We start from the raw sequence: 17,528 nt of genomic DNA, 5'->3' as shown, positions 1-17,528 counted from the left end.
TGACTCATAAAATATGTGTGATTCGCATCGACATAAGCGTCTTTAATACCATACTAATTAGCTCACATTTACGGTGCGATTGTCGTCAATGACAAATCAAGATTGGATAGTATTAGTATCGCCATTAATCACCACTGAATAGGCATTTTATGCACATCGACCTTACTTTATCAGACATTATTGCCCGTAAGCACTTTTTCTCGGTGCCGTTAGACTACCAACAAAGTCCCAGTAAACAGATTACTGTTTTTGCCCGTGAAATTGTCAGTGTTGAAAATCAACATAAACAGCTGCCTTATTTGGTGTTTTTTCAAGGTGGACCAGGGTTTGGCGCCGTAAGACCGATTAGCAACAACGGCTGGATAAAACGAGCCTTAACTGAATATAGAGTGCTATTACTTGACCAGCGAGGCACAGGATTATCAAGCCCAGTCAATGCCACCAGCTTAAGTTATATGAGTGCCACAGACCAAGCTGACTATCTAAGCCATTTTCGCGCCGATAACATCATCCGCGATGCAGAATATATTCGAGCCAAACTATCACCAGACGAACCTTGGAGTATTTTAGGCCAAAGCTTTGGTGGTTTTTGTGTCCTGCATTATGTGTCTGCCGCGCCAGAAGGCCTAAAAGAGGCTTACATTACTGGCGGTATTCCTTCGCTAACCCGCCCTGCTGATGACGTTTACAAAGCGACATATCAGCGTGTTATTACCAAAAATAATGACTTTTTTAATCGTTTTAGTGACGCTCGAATGCTGGTCGATAACTTAGCAAAGCACCTATATGAAAACAAAGTGTACTTAGCTACAGGTGAGCAGTTGACGGTAGAAATGCTTCAGCTACTAGGCGTTAATATAGGCATGGAACAAGGGCCCGAAGCCGTTTACTACTTGCTTGAACAAGCTTTAATTGACACGCCTCACGGTATTGATCTCAACCCGCTATTTTTACATCAATTTAGCCAATTCCTTAGTTACAATACCAATCCTATTTTTGCCTTAATGCACGAATCTATTTATTGTCAAAATAATGCTTCATCGTGGGCAGCTCATAGAGTACGGGCCCAGTTTAATCAATTCAATTACCGTCCAGATAAACCCTTGCTGTTTACTGGTGAAATGATCTACCCCTGGATGTTTGCCCAACTCGAAGCATTGATACCATTACAAGCTGCTGCAGACTTAATCGCCGCAAAAAAAGACTGGCCAGCATTATATGATCTTGAAAAATTGGCCAATAATAAAGTCCCGGTTGCGGCCGCTATTTACAGCAACGACATGTATGTTGAAATGCAATACAGCTTAGAAACAGCCAAACAAGTCAATAACCTCAAATATTGGCTTACTTCAGAATACGAACACAACGGCATCCGCATGGATGGCGAACGCATTTTAGATAAGCTAATGAGTCTTAATCGTGGTCATTGCTTACGCTAAAAGTGCTGGCGTTAAACGTGGCTTTTCTAAAAAAATTGAAAAAAAAAGCTTAAACATTAGATGTTTAAGCCGTTTTATATTATTTTATACAAATGAATACTTGCAGCAAAACAATCAATTACAATACTTGTAATACTTGCTCTGCTGCTAAACGAGACTTAGGCAACTTGGCATTATAGTCTTCATCTGAATGGTGATAACCAAACGCTAATGCTACATCACATACATAACCGTCAAGTTCTTTGGCAAATATTTGGCCAATCATCTCACTGTCAACGCCTTCCATCGGAGTAGAGTCGATGCCAAGACGTGCTAAAGAATGCATAGTGTTACCTAAGGCTAAATAGGTTTGTGACTTAGTCCAAGCCGCATTGTTACCCGCTTCATCAGTATTTAAGTCAACAAATGCATATCCACCAAACGCAGCTTCACGATCTTCAGCCTTAGTACGACCATCTACAATGCCTTGGTCAACCACTTTGGCATAGTCTTCACGAGTATACTTAGGGTTGTAAGCAAACAATACAATATGAGATGCCGCGTTAATGTGTGGTTGATTGAACTGAAATTTATTGGCAAAGGTGTCATGCATACGTTGCTTAGCTTGATCGCTTTCAATCACGATAAATTTCCATGGTTGAGAGTTTATCGATGAAGGCGACAGTCTCATTGCCTCATAAATCACCGCTAAATCTTCTTTTGGTACGCGCTTAGTCGCATCATAGCGTTTGGCTGTATAACGTTTTTCTAAATCAGTAATAATAGCGTTGGTCATGTCAGACTCCATATGGATTTGAAACAATCATTAAAAAGGTTGGCGATTAACAACACATAAAATGGTTATTAATTAACCTGCCAAGTTAATCACAATAAAATAGTGTGATTAACAAAATAAATTTAACTTGAAAATAAATAACAAATACAATTAATTAACAATAATATTTGCGTAGAAATATTAATATCTTGTTATTGTGCTAATAAATAATTTTTCAAGGTTATGAGTTAAATAAAATCATTATCGCCATTTAATTGAGCAGCCCATACTGGCCGTTTGTTGCTTAGGCCCTTTACCAATAGCGGCAATCAGTTGCATAGCATTAAGTAGTTCGGGCTCTCGATTAGGATCATTGTGCAAACGCGCATCGTCTAAGCGGCCACGATATTGCAATTCACCAAGGTGATTAAACCCAAAAAAGTCAGGGGTGCACACTGCGCCATACTGCTTACCGACTTGTTGATCTTCATCAACTAAATACGGAAATTTAAATCCATACTGCTCAGCAAAGCGCAACATGTTCTGCGGCGAATCTGCTTCAACATGCTGATAATCATTAGACATTACCGCTAATACATTAATACCTTCGGCCATAAGCTGCTCTGTGTCCTCGGCTAAACGAGTTGCAATGGCTTTAACATAGGGACAATGATTACAAATAAACATAATCAACAAGCCCTTTTTACCTAAGTTTTCACTCATGGAAAAAACGTCACCGTTAGCATTTTTAAGCTTAAAATCAGGTGCTTGCCAGCCAAAATCACAAATGGGTGTATCGAGTAACATCGTTAACCTCATCTCGGAATAATAAACGGTTATCAAATAGTAATATTGATTAGCAATGTTGTTGAACCGCGTTAATATCGCCATCATATACGATACTTTAGCTGCCATATACAGCATAATAATTGAAACATTATCAATTATTATTTGACAATTAAACGAGAAAATAAAAACAGCCAACAATTGTCAGCTGATTAACGTTAACCTCTTAGCCATAAAGCATTAAGCTTCAGTCACCACTGTACGATAACCACCTTGGTGTTTATCGACGATAAACTCAATAAAGTGCTTAATACTATCGAGGCTATCCTCTTGATAATGTGACACATACAACAATTGACTTAAATGCTCTTTCGCAATGAGTTCAAGGGCGTTTTTAATCAATCTACGCCCCAGATAATCTAAGCCTTGATAAGGCTCGTCGAGGATCAATAAGGTGGGTTGTTTCACAATGGCGCGGGCAATGAGTAATAACCGTTGCTGGCCATACTCTAATTGTCGAAAAGCGGATTTACTCAAATGGCTCATGTGTAAAATCGCCAACCATTCTGTTGCGATGGCCACTTGTTGTTTCGACGGTTGTTGATACAAACCAATGGAGTCATAAAAGCCCGATACAATCACATCAAGTGCACTGCAATTAACCCGATACTGTAAATGTAAGGCAGATGACACCATACCGATGTGTTTTTTTATCTCCCAGATGCTCTCGCCGGAACCTCTTTTTTTACCAAAAATATCAATGTCGTTGCTGTAGCATTGAGGATGGTCGCCGAAAATAAGCCCCAGCAGAGTACTTTTACCGCAGCCATTAGGGCCTTTTACTTGCCAATGCACGCCATTATCGATACGCCAGTTAACACCCGAAAAAATCACTTTGTCGCTGTAAGCAACTCGTCCATTGTTTAACTGAAAAACCGGGTTCGCAAATAATGGCTTATGTCTGTGGCGACGAATAAGCGCCAACATATCATCGCTTTGTTGGCCCGCTTGCGCGGTTAATTGGGCGATAACAGGATGATTATCCCACTCTGACTGAGTCATTACGCTGTCTAATGTGCCATGACTAAACAGGGCAACATGCTCAATCCATTTAGGCATATCTTCTTCACGCGACACAATCACCAGCATTTGTATCGTTTGTGATAATTGCTGTAAATATTCAGTAAGAGTCTGTCTGTGCGCAACATCAAGCCCTGCATAAGGTTCGTCGAGCACTAAAAATGGCACTTGGGTTGCGACAGCACGGGCAAGCATAACTCTACGACCTTCACCCGTAGACAATTGAGTAAAAGGACTTAAGCTTAAATGAGTCAAATCTAATTGCTGCAGCAATTGATGGGTTAAACCATTGTCATGGCATTGACTAAAAATAACCCCAAATACGGTCGTTTTAGGATCGGTATATCCCAGTGACTCACTGTCATCTTGCTCTAAAATATCTTCAAGCAATGATTGCTGTTCAAGCAATGACACTAATGCCACACAAGATGGCGCGACACCGGTAATATCGCCACTATATGTTAAGATCGGCGCATCAATTTGCCGAGTTAATAACTGGCCAAGCAACGCGCCGACATCACCTTCGGTGCTAAATACACCCCAAGATTGTTGTGGTTCAATCACCCATTGATCAATGTCGACAGTGACACTCGATGAACGGCACTGCAACTGCGTAAATCTGATTTCCATCTTGCCACTTATCCTAATCTTTAAAGCGATTCATCACTTGAGTGTCTCATAAGATGCTAAAAAAAATCGACAAAAAAGCAGAACATTCTATGTTCTGCTTTAGGATGCCACTCAATTGAATGGCCAACTCGAATACAACTAGCCGATAACGGTCATTTTATTCAAAATAAATTCATCGACAGCATCCTGGGTTGCAGCCACAAAATCGGCTAAATGCTGATTTTCCATATGCACACGCCATAATTCACGGGTCTGCCAAGTCTCATAAAACATAAAGTGGGCTGAGTTTTCATTGTCTCGGTGTAAGTCATAATTAATACACCCTTCTTCAGCGCGTGTGACTTCAATCAGCTTCAGTAATTCAGTTTTTACTAACTCAATTTTGTCCGCTTTTGCTTTAATGTTGGCTACAATCGTTAAATGTGACATGTTTATTCCTGTTCGATAATATAAGTACTTAACATTATTAAATAATACAATTAAAGGTATTAATTAAAACCCTTCTAAAACAATTTTACCAATGGCACGGCCTGCTTCTAACGCCTCATGTGCAGCACGAAGATTTGCAGCATTTATTGCGCCCATGTGCTGGCCTAACGTAGTTTGAATATAACCTTGGTCGACAAGATCGGCTACTCGGTTAAGTAAACGTCCCTGCTCATCCATATCTACTGCGTTAAACATCGAGCGAGCAAACATAAACTCCCAATGTAATGACAAACTCTTGAGTTTTAACTTAGTGATATCTAACCCTTCTGGATCATCAATCATGGCAATTTTACCAAAGGGTGCTAGCAACTGAGTGTAAGCCTCAAAATAGGCATCTGTGCTGTTTAAACTGGCCACATGGGTGACAGACCCTATGTTTAATCCATCAATTTGAGCGGGTAACGGTTTGGTGTGATCAACCACATGATCAGCGCCTAACTTTTTCACCCATTCGCTTGAACTTTCACGCGATGCTGTGGCGATAATGGTTGCACCTGTCAAGGTTTTTGCTAACTGAATAAAGATAGAACCCACACCACCCGCAGCGCCTACGACCAAAATGACTTCGTTTGATTTTTCAGTTGAATGGGGTGCTTGTTGCTTAATACATAAATGTTCAAACAGTAATTCCCAAGCCGTGATCGCCGTTAACGGTAATGCTGCGGCTTCGGCATCGGATAAACTTTTAGGTTTAATGCCCACTAAACGCTCATCCACTAATTGGTATTCAGCATTGCTACCCTGACGCGTAATATCGCCAGCATAATAAACCTGATCGCCAGGATTAAATGGGCTCACACTTTCACCTGTCGCAATCACTTCACCAACGGCGTCCCAACCGATCACTTTTACTTCACCCGCAACAGGCGCCATGTTCAAGCGGACTTTATAGTCTGCTGGGTTAACGGCGATGGCTTTTACTTTGATTAATAAATCACGGCCTGTTGCGATAGGTTGAGGTAACTCGACATCAATTAACGACTCAGGGTGAGTAACGGCTAATGATTGTGTGTATCCGATGGCTTTCATAATCTGCTTCCTATAGTAAACGGTATCAATGGGATTACTTTTCAATGAAGCTATATTAGCCCTTGTTTTACTCCGCATAAACAGCATAATAATTGAAACATTATCAAATATTATTAGACAATATGTTATTAGAAGATCTGCAGGTTATTTTGAAAGTGGCTGAGTTTCGCAGCATTACCGCCGCAGCAACCAATCTTGATATGCGCACAGCAACCGCCAGCGCCGCAGTTAAACGAGTCGAAAGTTCGCTAGGTGTTGAGTTGTTCATTCGCACTACAAGGCAGCTAAGGTTATCCAATGCTGGGGAAAAATACATTCCTCAATGTGAGCAAGCACTATTAATGCTCGAACAAGCCAAACAAAATATGAAAGGCGAATTAGACATCATCGACGGGGATTTACGAATTGCATTGTCATCGGATTTGGGCCGCAATCTGGTTATGCCATGGATAGATGAGTTTATGGCCACTCACTCAAAAGTCAGTTTACGCGCCAATATTAATGACAGTAACTTGGACTTTTACCGCGACTCCGTCGATTTAGCCTTGCGCTATGGTTCGCCAAATGACGCTAATCTTTACGGGTTTAAAATCTGTAATGTCCCCAGATTATTGTGTGCATCTAAAGCTTACCTAGCAAAACATGGCATGCCAAAACACCCACAAGACCTCGCCTCCCACAATGGACTGTTATATCAACTCAATAATATTACTTACGATGTGTGGGAGTTTTATCGCGGTGATGAACAGTATAAAATCAAAATGAAAGGCAACCGAGTGTCTAACGATGGTGAACTGGTTCATCGATGGTGCGTATCGGGTAAAGGCATTGGGCTTAAATCTTGCCTTGATATATCAAGCGATTTACTCGCCGAAAACGTGGTACATATTTTACCCGAATACCAAACCAAAGCGACCGAACTCTGGCTGATATTCCCCAGTAGACAGTCTATTACTCCCGCAGCCCGATTACTGCGTGACACCTTAAAACAAAAGACCCGCAATATTTTACTGCAACTGATTGAGAAAGGCATAGTAGATAAAAGCGTGTTGAATTGATAAGCCTATCGGGGATAACAAGCGGTAACAGCAGGAAGTGCGATGAAATGCGGTGGTAAGAGATAACGAGCGATATCGAGCGATTCAGGATATTGGCCGATTCCGTCTTTTCTCAGTTATATCTCAATGAAATAAGACACATTCTTTGTCATCATCTAACAACGATATATATTTAATACCTTAAACTCACTTTTGGACAAAAGTGTATTTAAGGTATTGATTAACTCAGCTTACTTGGTATTAGTTTAGCTTGATTTATAACGTAGCTTTATTTGAACTTATTGCCTGCAGCATGCTGATGTGCAGATGATTAAGCGAGACGCCGGCTCTTGATTTTAAATCAGCATCCCTGTGGGCTTATCCAAAACATCCCTGTTTTGGATACTCGCTGACTCATCTACACCTTTAATTTAACTCTCTTCGATTTAGCCGCATTGTAATGATCAAGTTTTTTCTGTAGCGATTTTCATCGCTTGCTACCCTCTTAGCTTATGACGTTGTTTGTATAGCCTCTAGCCGCGAAGCGACCTAGCGCCTAGACTTTTGACTTAACAAAAAAGCGCAGCGTTCGCTTGTCACCGTTAGTTATCGCTTTTCACCACTTGTTACCCTCTTAGCTTTTCGCTTTAGCTTTCTTTTTATAAGGCTTTTTAAAACTGCGTTTCGGTGTGGTACTGGCGACACCTTGTAATGCTGATGGTAACTGGCTGGATGCTTGGGTTATTAAACCATCTAACTGGCTGAGTAATGGCTGCATAAACGCATCGTACTTCAGTCGTTTTTGGCTGATGGCATCAAGGCTGTTTTCCCATAATGCGGTCATGTCAGGTGTAGTTGCTGATTCTGGTAAGCTGCGGATCAAGCCAGTGCCAACCTGAGTGGCCAATATCGATTTACCTTGACGAATAAGGTATCCACGCTTAAATAATAATTCAATAATCCCAGCACGAGTTGCTTCGGTGCCTAGGCCGTCGGTTTCTTTGAGGATTTTCTTAATTTCACTATCAGTAACATAACGACTAATTCCGGTCATGGCGCCTAATAATGTGGCATCGGTAAAATGCTTCGGCGCTTGAGTCGTTTTCTCCAATAATTCACCACGCAGACAATGCAACACCTGCCCGTTAACCAATGGCGGTAGCGACTGAACGGCATCGTCGTTATCGTCTTCACTGTGAGTTGAACCAGTATTCGCTTGACTGTTATTAGCTTGATTTGCTGTGGCTGCCCGTTTAAAGAGCTGTTTCCAGCCTAAGCTTTTGTCTTGACGCGCTTTAGTGGTAAACAAGCCACCAGCAATCGTCACTTCAACTGCGGTTTCTGCATAAATATAAGCGGGATAAAACTGGGCTAAATATTGCCGCGCAACATGTTGGTACAACTTTGCCTCATTACCTGATAATGCAGCTAAGTTAGCCACTTTCTCGGTAGGCACAATGGCATGGTGAGCATCCACTTTACTGTCATCCCACGCTTTAGATTTAAGCTTGGCATTAGGTGAGTCGCAACCATCAACCAAGGCAGAAACGCCTTTGAGCACAGCATCCAATACTTTCGGTGCCAAAGTATGCTGCTCTTTAGGTAAATAGCGACTGTCTGAGCGCGGATAAGTAATCAATTTATGTTTTTCATACAAACTTTGGCAGGTATCAAGCACCTCTTTCGCCGATAGCCCAAAGCGTTTTGCGGCATCGATTTGCAGTGCTGATAAACTATAAGGTAATGGCGGGTTTTGGCGCTTATCTTTGGCTTCAAGTTTTGTCACTTCAGCGGGTTTACCATTAATGCGGGCAACCACATTTTCGGCTAAGCCTTTAGCTAATACCCGTCCATCTTCGTCCATATAGGGCTGGCAAGCCTCACTAGGCTTCCATTTAGCACTAAAACCTTGTTGCTGATCGGTCAGCAAATGCGCTAACACTTCATAAAAAGGTTTTGGGGTAAATGCAGTAATTTCTTCGTCGCGGCGTACGACTAACCCAAGCAAAGGCGTTTGTACTCGGCCAACTGATAATACCCCCTGATAACCGACCTTACGCCCTTGAATGGTATATGCGCGGGTCATGTTCATGCCATACAGCCAATCAGCACGGCTGCGGGCTAATGCAGAAGTCGATAAAGGAATAAACTCACGATTGCTGCGTAACTGCCCTAGCGCACGTTTGACCGCTTGGGGGTTTAAGTCGCTGATTAACAGCCGCTGTACCTGGTTAAGCTTGTCACCCTTTACGCCCAAATAAGAAATCACTTCATCGACCAGCAACTGCCCTTCTCTATCTGGATCGCCAGCATTAATTATCGATGATGCTTGCTTTACCAGTTTACGCAACACCGTAAGTTGACTGCGCGTTTTGGGTTTGGGCTGCAACTTCCACGTTTGCGGGACAATTGGCAAATGCTCGAGTTTCCACGACTTAAATGCATCATCGTACGCATCAGGCTCGGCTTGCTCTAATAAATGGCCAATACACCATGACACGCAATCACCATTGGCGGCAGTGATATAGCCATCACCTTTTTTATGTGGCTTTGGCAACACATCGGCAATCGCACGACCTAGACTGGGTTTTTCAGCAATATATAAAATCATAATCCACTGTTGGGGCGTTAGCGTTCAATATGACAAACCGAACTGCGCCACTTAACTGTATAAATTTACAGTATAGATTAGCGTTAAATACGCCAAGCTGCAAATATGAAATAATTAACCCCTTATCGGCGTAAATCATTACAATAAAAGCATAACAGCGAAAAGCCTAGAAGCTAGAGCGGACTGCGTCCTGCTAGATCGCTTCGCTGCTATAAAAGCATAACAGCGAAGAACCTAAACCCTAGAACGGACTGCGTCCTGCTAGTTCGCTTCGCGGCTATAAAAGCATAACAGCGAAGAACCTAGACCCTAGAACGGACTCCGTCCTGCTAGATCGCTTCGCTGCTATAACAGCATAACAGCGAAGAACCTAGACCCTAGAACGGACTGCGTCCTGCTAGATCGCTTCGCTGCTATAACAGCATAAAAGCGAAGAACCTAGACCCTAGAACGGACTGCGTCCTGCTAGTTCGCTTCGCGGCTATCAAAGCATAATAGCGAAGAACCTAGACCCAAGAGCGGACTGCGTCCTGCTAGATCGCTTCGCTGCTATAAAAGCATAACAGCAAAAAGCCTAGACCCTAGAACGGACTGCGTCCTGCTAGTTCGCTTGATATCGATCTTTATCGCTCGTCATCGCTTGTTATCGCTCTTATAGCCTCTAGCAGCGAAGCGTCCTAGTATCTAGGCATCTAGGCGCAGCGTTCGCTTGTTATCACTCTTATAGCCTCTAGCCGCGAAGCGTCCTAGCCTCTAGGCCTTAAAGCAAAAAAAACCAGCATCAATATGCTGGTTTTTTATCACTAACAAACAGTGGTTAACTTATGGATGACACTCATTGTGCATTTCTAAATTAGTGCCTATGTCCTTTGAGCGATTTGCTTTGGCATCATCGTTACGTAGTTGGGTTAAATGATCCAAGTAAGCTTGATCAACGTCATTGGTAATATAATGACCGTCGAACACTGATGTTTCAAAACGCTTAATCTCTGGATTTTCCATTCTTACTGCTTCAATTAAGTCGCTCAAGTCTTGGAAAATAATGCCATCGGCACCAATGATTTTGGCAATTTCGTCAGCATCACGACCATGAGCAATCAACTCATTAGAGGTCGGCATATCAATTCCGTACACGTTAGGAAAACGGATTTCAGGGGCTGCTGAAGCAAAATACACTTTCTTTGCCCCGGCTTCACGCGCCATTTCAATGATCTGCTCAGACGTGGTGCCACGAACGATTGAATCATCAACCAGTAATACGTTTTTACCTTTGAACTCAGTATTAATTGCGTTCAATTTACGACGTACTGATTTTTTACGTTCTTGCTGACCTGGCATGATAAACGTACGACCAATATAACGGTTTTTAACAAAACCTTGACGGTACGGTAAATCCATACAACGAGCAATTTCTAATGCGATATCGCACGATGTCTCTGGAATAGGAATAACGACATCAATGTCATGGTCTTCCCATTCTTTCTTAATTTTTTCGCCTAACTTAGCGCCCATGTTTACGCGACTGGCATACACAGAGATTTTGTCGATGCTCGAATCTGGACGAGCAAAATAAACGAATTCAAAAATACACGGAGCATAGCTTGGGTCTACAGCACATTGACGGGTAAATAACTGGCCATCAAGTGAAATATAAACAGCCTCACCAGGTGCTACGTCACGCATCACTTCAAAACCGACGGCATCCAAAGCAACACTTTCTGAAGCAACCATATACTCAGTACCAGTTGCGGTTTCATGCTTACCCAGTACCAAAGGACGAATACCAAATGGATCGCGGAACGCTACTAGGCCTTGGCCGATGATCATTGCCACTACCGCATAAGCACCACGGGTTTGCGCATGCACTTTGGCAACCGCATCAAACACTTCATCGGCACTTAAGGTTAAACTGCGCGTCTCTTGTAACTCATCGGCTAACAGGTTTAACAAGATTTCGGAGTCAGAGGTGGTGTTAACATGACGACGTTTTCTGACGAGGCTTTCCGCCAGATCAAGCGTATTGGTCAAGTTACCGTTATGCGCTAACGAAATACCAAATGGCGAGTTAACATAAAACGGTTGCGCCTCTGATGCACTCGAGCTGCCCGCGGTTGGATAACGAACATGTCCAATACCGGCATTACCTTGTAAACGCTGCATATGTTTAGGTTCAAACACATCTTTGACTAAGCCGTTTGCTTTACGTAAACGAAACGCATTCATGTCAACAGTCACAATACCTGCTGCGTCTTGACCACGATGTTGAAGCACAGTCAGCGCATCATAAATGGTCTGATTAACTGTTGATTTTCCTACTATTCCGACGATACCACACATGGGTAAGGTTCCTCACTGTAAAGTGTTTTATGATTATATTTTGGGTACAAAGCTTGAGGTATTTTCGACATAGTCAAAAAACCACTGAATAACCACGCCAAATTCAGGTACAAGTACAGAATCCTGCCACCATTTCGTGTCAGGGAATGCCGTAAAAGCATCCATAAAAAACAGTAATGCGCTAACAATTAACGCGCCACGAATGGCACCAAAACACAGGCCTAAAACACGGTCTGTGCCCGATAAGCCTGTTTTGGCCACTAACTGGCCTAACAAATAATTAACGAGTGCCCCTAGGATCAGGGTAATGATAAAAAGAATGGCAATCGCGACACCGTTTCTGACTAACTCGTCCTGCATTTGGGTTAAATGAGCAGCAAGATCAAGATAAAACTGGCTAGCAATAAAGAAAGCGGCAAACCAAACCACAAGAGACATGGCTTCTTTGGCAAATCCGCGGATCAAACTAATAATAGTTGATAACCCGATGACAATAATAATTGCGTAATCAATCCAAACCATGGAGATGGGGATCCGGTATAGGGTTCAAGACGGCGAGATTCTAACAGAGACAGAGATGTTTCTCACCTCTGATTGCACAAATTATTCTTGCGTGATTAAGAACAATCAAATTGTAAATATTAATCACCCAAGCATAATACCGTCTGAATAGGTTATTGTTCCTGTGGATTATAGGCTACGATTTTGCCTTTTAATCCGGTTAATTTGAATATAGGTTGCTGACGAGCTTTAAGTTTTTCTTCTGACACTTCAGGGCCTACAAATACTCGGGTTAATTTTCCTTCAACAGGTACTTTAGGCAGTGTATAAGCATTAAATCCTGCCTTACGTAGTTGAATAATTAAGGCTTTTACATTGGTAATATTATTAAAACCGCCTAATTGCAACGTAAAACCAGCCGTAACGGGTGATTTAGTTTTATTAGCAACGGGTGTTTCAGGCTTTTTTACTGCCGCAGTGGTTGCCGCTGACGGTTTAACCACTTGATTCACTTTTTTAGTTGGTTCTGCTTCACCTAATTCAACAATATCGTTACTGAGATCTTGAGGTTCAGCAATCGTTAACACTTGGAATTCTTCCGCGGGTTCGGCGATGTTGGCAGAACTGGCTCGATTTGAAGCACTTGATTGAACGGGACGTAAAGGAATTTCAGTGAACTCCTCAACCACCTGAGGTTTTTTACCGTCTAATAAATCGGGTAAAAAAATCACACCTAAGGCCACTAAGACGATGGTACCCACTAAACGATTTTGAAATTGACGATTCAAAGCTAATTCCCTTTTTTAACAAAACGACGTTAATGATGGCTTCTAAAACCGACGTCTAACATAAATAGTGTTTATAAAGATTTAAACCCTGCAACAGTATAAAAAGAGCCAAATATAATGACCACATCATCAGCCTCTACCGTCGCTTGTATAGCTTGCCATGCGCTGGCGATGTCAGTAAATTCACTGGCATGCTGACGACAACGCTCATTGGGCAATGCTTGACGCAGTGCTTGCGCTGTTGCGCCCCGTGGATTATCTAAACCAACAAAATACCAATGACGGATTTGTTCAGCCAATGTCGCCAATACCGACTTGATGTCTTTATCTTTAAGCATGCCACATAAGGCTACAATACGACGACCTTGGTACGCCTGCAATTGCTGTGCTAAATATCGTGCAGCATGGGGATTATGCGCTACATCTACTAGTACTAATGGTTGCTCACTCACCTGCTCTAATCGTCCAGCTAGTTGAGCTTGTTGTAATCCTTGGTTGATGTGTTGCTGGCTTATTTGCGGCCAAATATAACTTAGCAGCGCCACAACACTAGCAGCATTAGCTAGCGGTAACCTTGGCACAGCCAAACCAATATAAGATTGCTGCGCGGATTCAAAATGCCATAATGTAGGTGGGTTCTGGTCTTTATGGTAATGAAACTCATAACCAACACGATAAAGTGTTGTTCCAATCTGCTGAGCATAATCGGTCACGCTCAATGGTAAATCGGGTTCACCACAAATGGCGAGACAACCTGAGCGGAACACGCCGGCTTTTTCTCTGCCAACCAGTTCTCGGGTATCGCCTAAATATTCTTGGTGATCAAGATCGATAGAGGTCAAGATAGTGGCTGTGGAATCGATAATATTAGTGGCATCTAGACGGCCACCTAAGCCCACTTCAAGAATAATCACATCAAGCTTAGCAGCTTTGAATAAGTATAAACCCGCTAACGTCGCATATTCAAAAAAGGTTAATGAAATATCACCTCGTGCCATCTCTATGGCACTAAAAGCTCCAATAAGAGAGGCATCACTGGCATCTTGTTGATTGATCTGCACCCGTTCATTGTAATGCAGCAAATGCGGTGAACTGTAGACGCCAACTGATAAGTTTGCTTGACGTAATATTGAGGCGAGCATCGCACAGGTCGTGCCTTTACCATTGGTACCGGCGACTGTAATCACTTTAGCTGGAGCTAAATCAATCACATTGAGTCGCTCGGCGACAGCACTGACTCGCGTTAAGCCCATGTCGATTTCGCTAGGATGAATTGCCAGCAAATAATCCAGCCATTGATTTAAGCTTGATTGTTGATTGGGTACAGTAATTTCAGACGCAATTGACATAATTCAATACCATTTAATTTATGCAAACCTTACCAGACGTGGCGAAAACATAACATTAGTTTTACATCCCAATAAATATGACTGAAAAACACTTTAATCGAGCATAAACAATGGACCGAGTGCTAACCTAGGCAATTGATGCTGCTCAGGGTAAGTCACATCGACCAAATACAATCCGTTGGGCTTAGCTGTCGCTGCCGCCTGAGTGCGATTTTTCAATGCCAAGAGTTCTGTTATCCACTCGATAGATTGATTACCTAAACCGATTTGAAGTAATGAACCGACAATATTACGCACCATATGATGTAAAAATGCATTGGCTTGAATATCCACCAACACATACATGCCTTGACGAGTCACATTAACTTGATGCACATCTCGACAGGGTGTTTTAGCTTGACAATGCAACGCTCTAAAACTGGTAAAATCGTGTTTGCCTACGAGAAGCTGTGCGGCTTGATGCATCAAGGTTTCATCTATATCGCCGTGATAATGGCTCACACCAGAAGCTAAAATACCAGGGCGCAATTGATGATTATAAATAACATAGCGATAACGTCTGGCCGTGGCACTATAACGGGCATGAAAACTGTCATCCACTTCTTTCATCCATCGCACGGCTATACTGTCGGGTAAATTAGCATTCACGCCTAGTGTCCACGCCGTCATTGGACGTTGAACATTGGTGTCAAAATGAACCACCTGTCCAGTAGCATGCACGCCAGTATCAGTTCGCCCGGCACACAATACTTTAATGGGCTCATTTGCCACGTAACTTAAGGCTTTTTCAAGCTGGGCTTGCACTGAATCGACATCGAGTTGGCGCTGCCACCCACAAAAACCACTACCATCATATTCAATACCTAACGCGACCCGCATGCCTATATCCTCTACTCAATAATGGCGCGCAGTTTACCACAAAAAAACGGCGCATGTATCTGCGCCGTTTGCATTTATATGGTTAACATAGGGCTATTTATTTTACCTATACCACATGAATTGACCGAGTTAATTATCCGAGTTAATTAAAGCTTTTAATTAAATTTTTGGCTTCTAATTGTTGACGTTCATTGCCATCCATTTGCACTTCTTTTAATAATGCTCGGGCACTGTCTTGATCTTCAATTTCAATATATGCTCTGGCTAAATCAAGTTTGGCATTAACGGAGTTTTCTTCATCATCAACATCAACCATGTCTGCATTGCTTATTAACGAATTGACTGAACCCATATTAACATTAACGTCTTTATACTGATCGGTTTTATCGTCATCTTCATCAGCATCGTTTAACAATTTATCGATGTCGATATAGCTATTTTCACGCTCAAAACGCGTTACCTCATCATTACTGGCTTTATATTCAGCTGATTGGCTACGTTCTTTTTGATCAAGTGCCGCCAACGCTTCATCTACCGTTAAATTGTCATCGCTAAGGATATATTCGTCTTCAGAGGTATAGTCGTCAACGTTGTCATCCTCTTTTAATGACTGTGAAAATGCGGCCAGTAAATCATCATCACTGACCTCAGATTCATCGACTTCTTTCTCGTCAGCGGCAGACTCGGCAGCTTTAAGTAAATCACTTTCCCAATCTAATAATTCAGGCTTAGGTTTGTTGGATTTTAGGTCATTAAAGAAGCCGGAATCTTTATTGGTTTTATTTTGCGCAGTAGACGAAGAAGTGTCTTTATCATCTATTTCGGCTAACAAAGCATCAAGGGCCTCTTCCGCTTCAGTTTCTGGAGTAGGAGAAGATGCTGCTGTGGATCCTTGCTCTGACTTAACATCATGACGACTAGTTAATGCTAGCGCGGCTTCAAGTTGAGCATCAAATAAGGTGTTATCTTGGTCTTTACTATCGGCTTGTGTATCAACGTCAGACAGAGCATCTTTGTCCGCATCAATATCGTCTGCATTATCTGTTTTAGCTAAATCGACATCACTAAGATATTCATCAAACTCATCAAACAACTCAGTATCATCAATCTTGTCATTGATAGATTGTTCGCTGTTTGTATCAGTTGATGGTGTATCGCCGGCTTTTGTATCTTCTTTAAAGCTTGCCAATAAAGCATTAATATCATCATCGAGTGACTCATCATCGTCCAATATTAATGCTTCACTGGACGTATCGTCATCTAACTCCGCGGCAATCTGAGCTTGTACCGCTGCGTTTTCGTGATCATATGTCTCTGACTCAACCACAGGTTCGTTAAGACTGGCTAACAATGCATCGATGTCTTCGTCACTTGTTTCATTATCATCAGTAGAATCGGCGACATCTTCATCACTTAATTCAGCTGCAATTTGGGCTGCTAAATCATCACTTTCCGAGTTTCCCTGCTCATCTATTGGTAATTCATCGCTATTTTCGGCCATTGCGGATTCAATAACAGGCTCATTCAAGCTAGCCAATAATGCATCAACATCCTCATTATTAGGCTCTTCATTTTGGCCAACTTCATTCACATCATCTTCGCCGCTTGAGTCTGCCGATGTCTCTGGAGCTTTGACAGCCGCAGCAACATCATCTGACTCTGCCGGCATATCAAACTCGGCGAGTAATGAATCGATATCATCTTCAGTTGAGTCTGCTGATGAGCCGGCTGATGTCTCTGGCGCTTTGACAGCCGCAGCAACATCATCTGACTCTGCCGGCATATCAAACTCGGCGAGTAATGAATCGATATCATCTTC

The 17,528-nt window shown here is 42.3% G+C and carries 14 protein-coding genes; 2 read left to right on the top strand and 12 right to left on the bottom strand.

The genetic code is table 11. The annotated features are described in order from the left end of the window. Nucleotides 1–149: 149 nt before the first annotated feature. On the top strand, nucleotides 150–1,439 hold the full coding sequence (locus AAEY93_RS04610; RefSeq protein WP_124011803.1) for an alpha/beta fold hydrolase: 1,290 nt from the start codon (nucleotides 150–152) through the stop codon (nucleotides 1,437–1,439). Nucleotides 1,440–1,557: 118 nt separating this feature from the next. Here the strand turns inward: AAEY93_RS04610 and AAEY93_RS04605 are convergent, their stop codons facing one another. From AAEY93_RS04605 to AAEY93_RS04585, 5 genes are all read right to left on the bottom strand, one after another. Continuing rightward, nucleotides 1,558–2,214, bottom strand: coding sequence for a nitroreductase family protein (locus AAEY93_RS04605; protein WP_101032163.1), 657 nt, complete (start codon nucleotides 2,212–2,214; stop codon nucleotides 1,558–1,560). Between the two features lie 240 nt (nucleotides 2,215–2,454). Further along, on the bottom strand, nucleotides 2,455–3,000 hold the full coding sequence (locus AAEY93_RS04600) for a thioredoxin family protein (RefSeq protein ID WP_124011804.1): 546 nt from the start codon (nucleotides 2,998–3,000) through the stop codon (nucleotides 2,455–2,457). Between the two features lie 219 nt (nucleotides 3,001–3,219). Beyond that, nucleotides 3,220–4,689, bottom strand: a complete 1,470-nt coding sequence (locus tag AAEY93_RS04595; RefSeq protein WP_351075192.1) for an ATP-binding cassette domain-containing protein — start codon at nucleotides 4,687–4,689, stop codon at nucleotides 3,220–3,222. Nucleotides 4,690–4,827: 138 nt separating this feature from the next. Then, complete coding sequence (locus AAEY93_RS04590) at nucleotides 4,828–5,118, bottom strand: putative quinol monooxygenase (RefSeq protein WP_351075190.1); 291 nt, start codon at nucleotides 5,116–5,118, stop codon at nucleotides 4,828–4,830. A 63-nt stretch (nucleotides 5,119–5,181) separates the two neighbouring features. Continuing rightward, nucleotides 5,182–6,207, bottom strand: a complete 1,026-nt coding sequence (locus AAEY93_RS04585) for a zinc-binding alcohol dehydrogenase family protein (protein WP_351075188.1) — start codon at nucleotides 6,205–6,207, stop codon at nucleotides 5,182–5,184. Nucleotides 6,208–6,329: 122 nt separating this feature from the next. On the opposite strand from AAEY93_RS04585, the gene AAEY93_RS04580 reads away from it, so the two are divergent. Next, the gene (locus AAEY93_RS04580) at nucleotides 6,330–7,265 is read left to right on the top strand and encodes a LysR family transcriptional regulator (RefSeq protein ID WP_124012129.1); all 936 of its coding nucleotides are present in this window, start codon (nucleotides 6,330–6,332) and stop codon (nucleotides 7,263–7,265) included. 613 nt (nucleotides 7,266–7,878) lie between these two features. On the opposite strand, the gene AAEY93_RS04575 is transcribed toward AAEY93_RS04580, so the two are convergent. The 7 genes from AAEY93_RS04575 to AAEY93_RS04545 form a co-directional block, all read right to left on the bottom strand. Next, entirely contained in the window at nucleotides 7,879–9,855 is a 1,977-nt protein-coding gene (locus tag AAEY93_RS04575) for a DNA topoisomerase III (RefSeq protein ID WP_124011808.1), read from the bottom strand. An 822-nt stretch (nucleotides 9,856–10,677) separates the two neighbouring features. Further along, the gene (gene purF / locus AAEY93_RS04570; RefSeq protein WP_101032172.1) at nucleotides 10,678–12,192 is read right to left on the bottom strand and encodes an amidophosphoribosyltransferase; all 1,515 of its coding nucleotides are present in this window, start codon (nucleotides 12,190–12,192) and stop codon (nucleotides 10,678–10,680) included. 33 nt (nucleotides 12,193–12,225) lie between these two features. Further along, nucleotides 12,226–12,714, bottom strand: a complete 489-nt coding sequence (locus AAEY93_RS04565; protein WP_101032173.1) for a CvpA family protein — start codon at nucleotides 12,712–12,714, stop codon at nucleotides 12,226–12,228. A 152-nt stretch (nucleotides 12,715–12,866) separates the two neighbouring features. Then, nucleotides 12,867–13,481 carry an SPOR domain-containing protein gene (locus tag AAEY93_RS04560; RefSeq protein ID WP_101032174.1) on the bottom strand — a complete coding sequence of 205 codons (615 nt, stop codon included), beginning with the start codon at nucleotides 13,479–13,481 and terminating at the stop codon, nucleotides 12,867–12,869. A 71-nt stretch (nucleotides 13,482–13,552) separates the two neighbouring features. Continuing rightward, nucleotides 13,553–14,830: a bifunctional tetrahydrofolate synthase/dihydrofolate synthase gene (gene folC / locus AAEY93_RS04555; RefSeq protein ID WP_124011809.1), complete on the bottom strand. Its 1,278-nt coding sequence runs from the start codon at nucleotides 14,828–14,830 to the stop codon at nucleotides 13,553–13,555. 93 nt (nucleotides 14,831–14,923) lie between these two features. Beyond that, complete coding sequence (truA, locus tag AAEY93_RS04550; protein ID WP_101032176.1) at nucleotides 14,924–15,709, bottom strand: tRNA pseudouridine(38-40) synthase TruA; 786 nt, start codon at nucleotides 15,707–15,709, stop codon at nucleotides 14,924–14,926. Between the two features lie 142 nt (nucleotides 15,710–15,851). After that, nucleotides 15,852–17,528: FimV/HubP family polar landmark protein (locus AAEY93_RS04545; protein WP_351075184.1), on the bottom strand; the 1,677-nt coding region annotated here is incomplete at its 5' end.

It is taken from the genome of Shewanella sp. CAL98-MNA-CIBAN-0140 (assembly GCF_040309905.1).
In the GTDB taxonomy this organism is placed as follows: Bacteria; Pseudomonadota; Gammaproteobacteria; order Enterobacterales; family Shewanellaceae; genus Shewanella; species Shewanella psychromarinicola.
This window is presented reverse-complemented; position numbering and strand designations above follow the sequence as displayed.

Bases quoted from the DNA above. Each gene is read 5' to 3' on its own strand.
- AAEY93_RS04595 (WP_351075192.1), bottom strand. From the start codon at position 4,689: ATGGAAATCAGATTTACGCAGTTGCAGTGCCGTTCATCGAGTGTCACT.
- AAEY93_RS04600 (WP_124011804.1), bottom strand. From the start codon at position 3,000: ATGTTACTCGATACACCCATTTGTGATTTTGGCTGGCAAGCACCTGAT.
- truA (WP_101032176.1), bottom strand. From the start codon at position 15,709: ATGCGGGTCGCGTTAGGTATTGAATATGATGGTAGTGGTTTTTGTGGG.
- AAEY93_RS04580 (WP_124012129.1), top strand. From the start codon at position 6,330: ATGTTATTAGAAGATCTGCAGGTTATTTTGAAAGTGGCTGAGTTTCGC.
- AAEY93_RS04590 (WP_351075190.1), bottom strand. From the start codon at position 5,118: ATGTCACATTTAACGATTGTAGCCAACATTAAAGCAAAAGCGGACAAA.
- purF (WP_101032172.1), bottom strand. From the start codon at position 12,192: ATGTGTGGTATCGTCGGAATAGTAGGAAAATCAACAGTTAATCAGACC.
- AAEY93_RS04565 (WP_101032173.1), bottom strand. From the start codon at position 12,714: ATGGTTTGGATTGATTACGCAATTATTATTGTCATCGGGTTATCAACT.
- AAEY93_RS04610 (WP_124011803.1), top strand. From the start codon at position 150: ATGCACATCGACCTTACTTTATCAGACATTATTGCCCGTAAGCACTTT.
- AAEY93_RS04575 (WP_124011808.1), bottom strand. From the start codon at position 9,855: ATGATTTTATATATTGCTGAAAAACCCAGTCTAGGTCGTGCGATTGCC.
- folC (WP_124011809.1), bottom strand. From the start codon at position 14,830: ATGTCAATTGCGTCTGAAATTACTGTACCCAATCAACAATCAAGCTTA.
- AAEY93_RS04605 (WP_101032163.1), bottom strand. From the start codon at position 2,214: ATGACCAACGCTATTATTACTGATTTAGAAAAACGTTATACAGCCAAA.
- AAEY93_RS04585 (WP_351075188.1), bottom strand. From the start codon at position 6,207: ATGAAAGCCATCGGATACACACAATCATTAGCCGTTACTCACCCTGAG.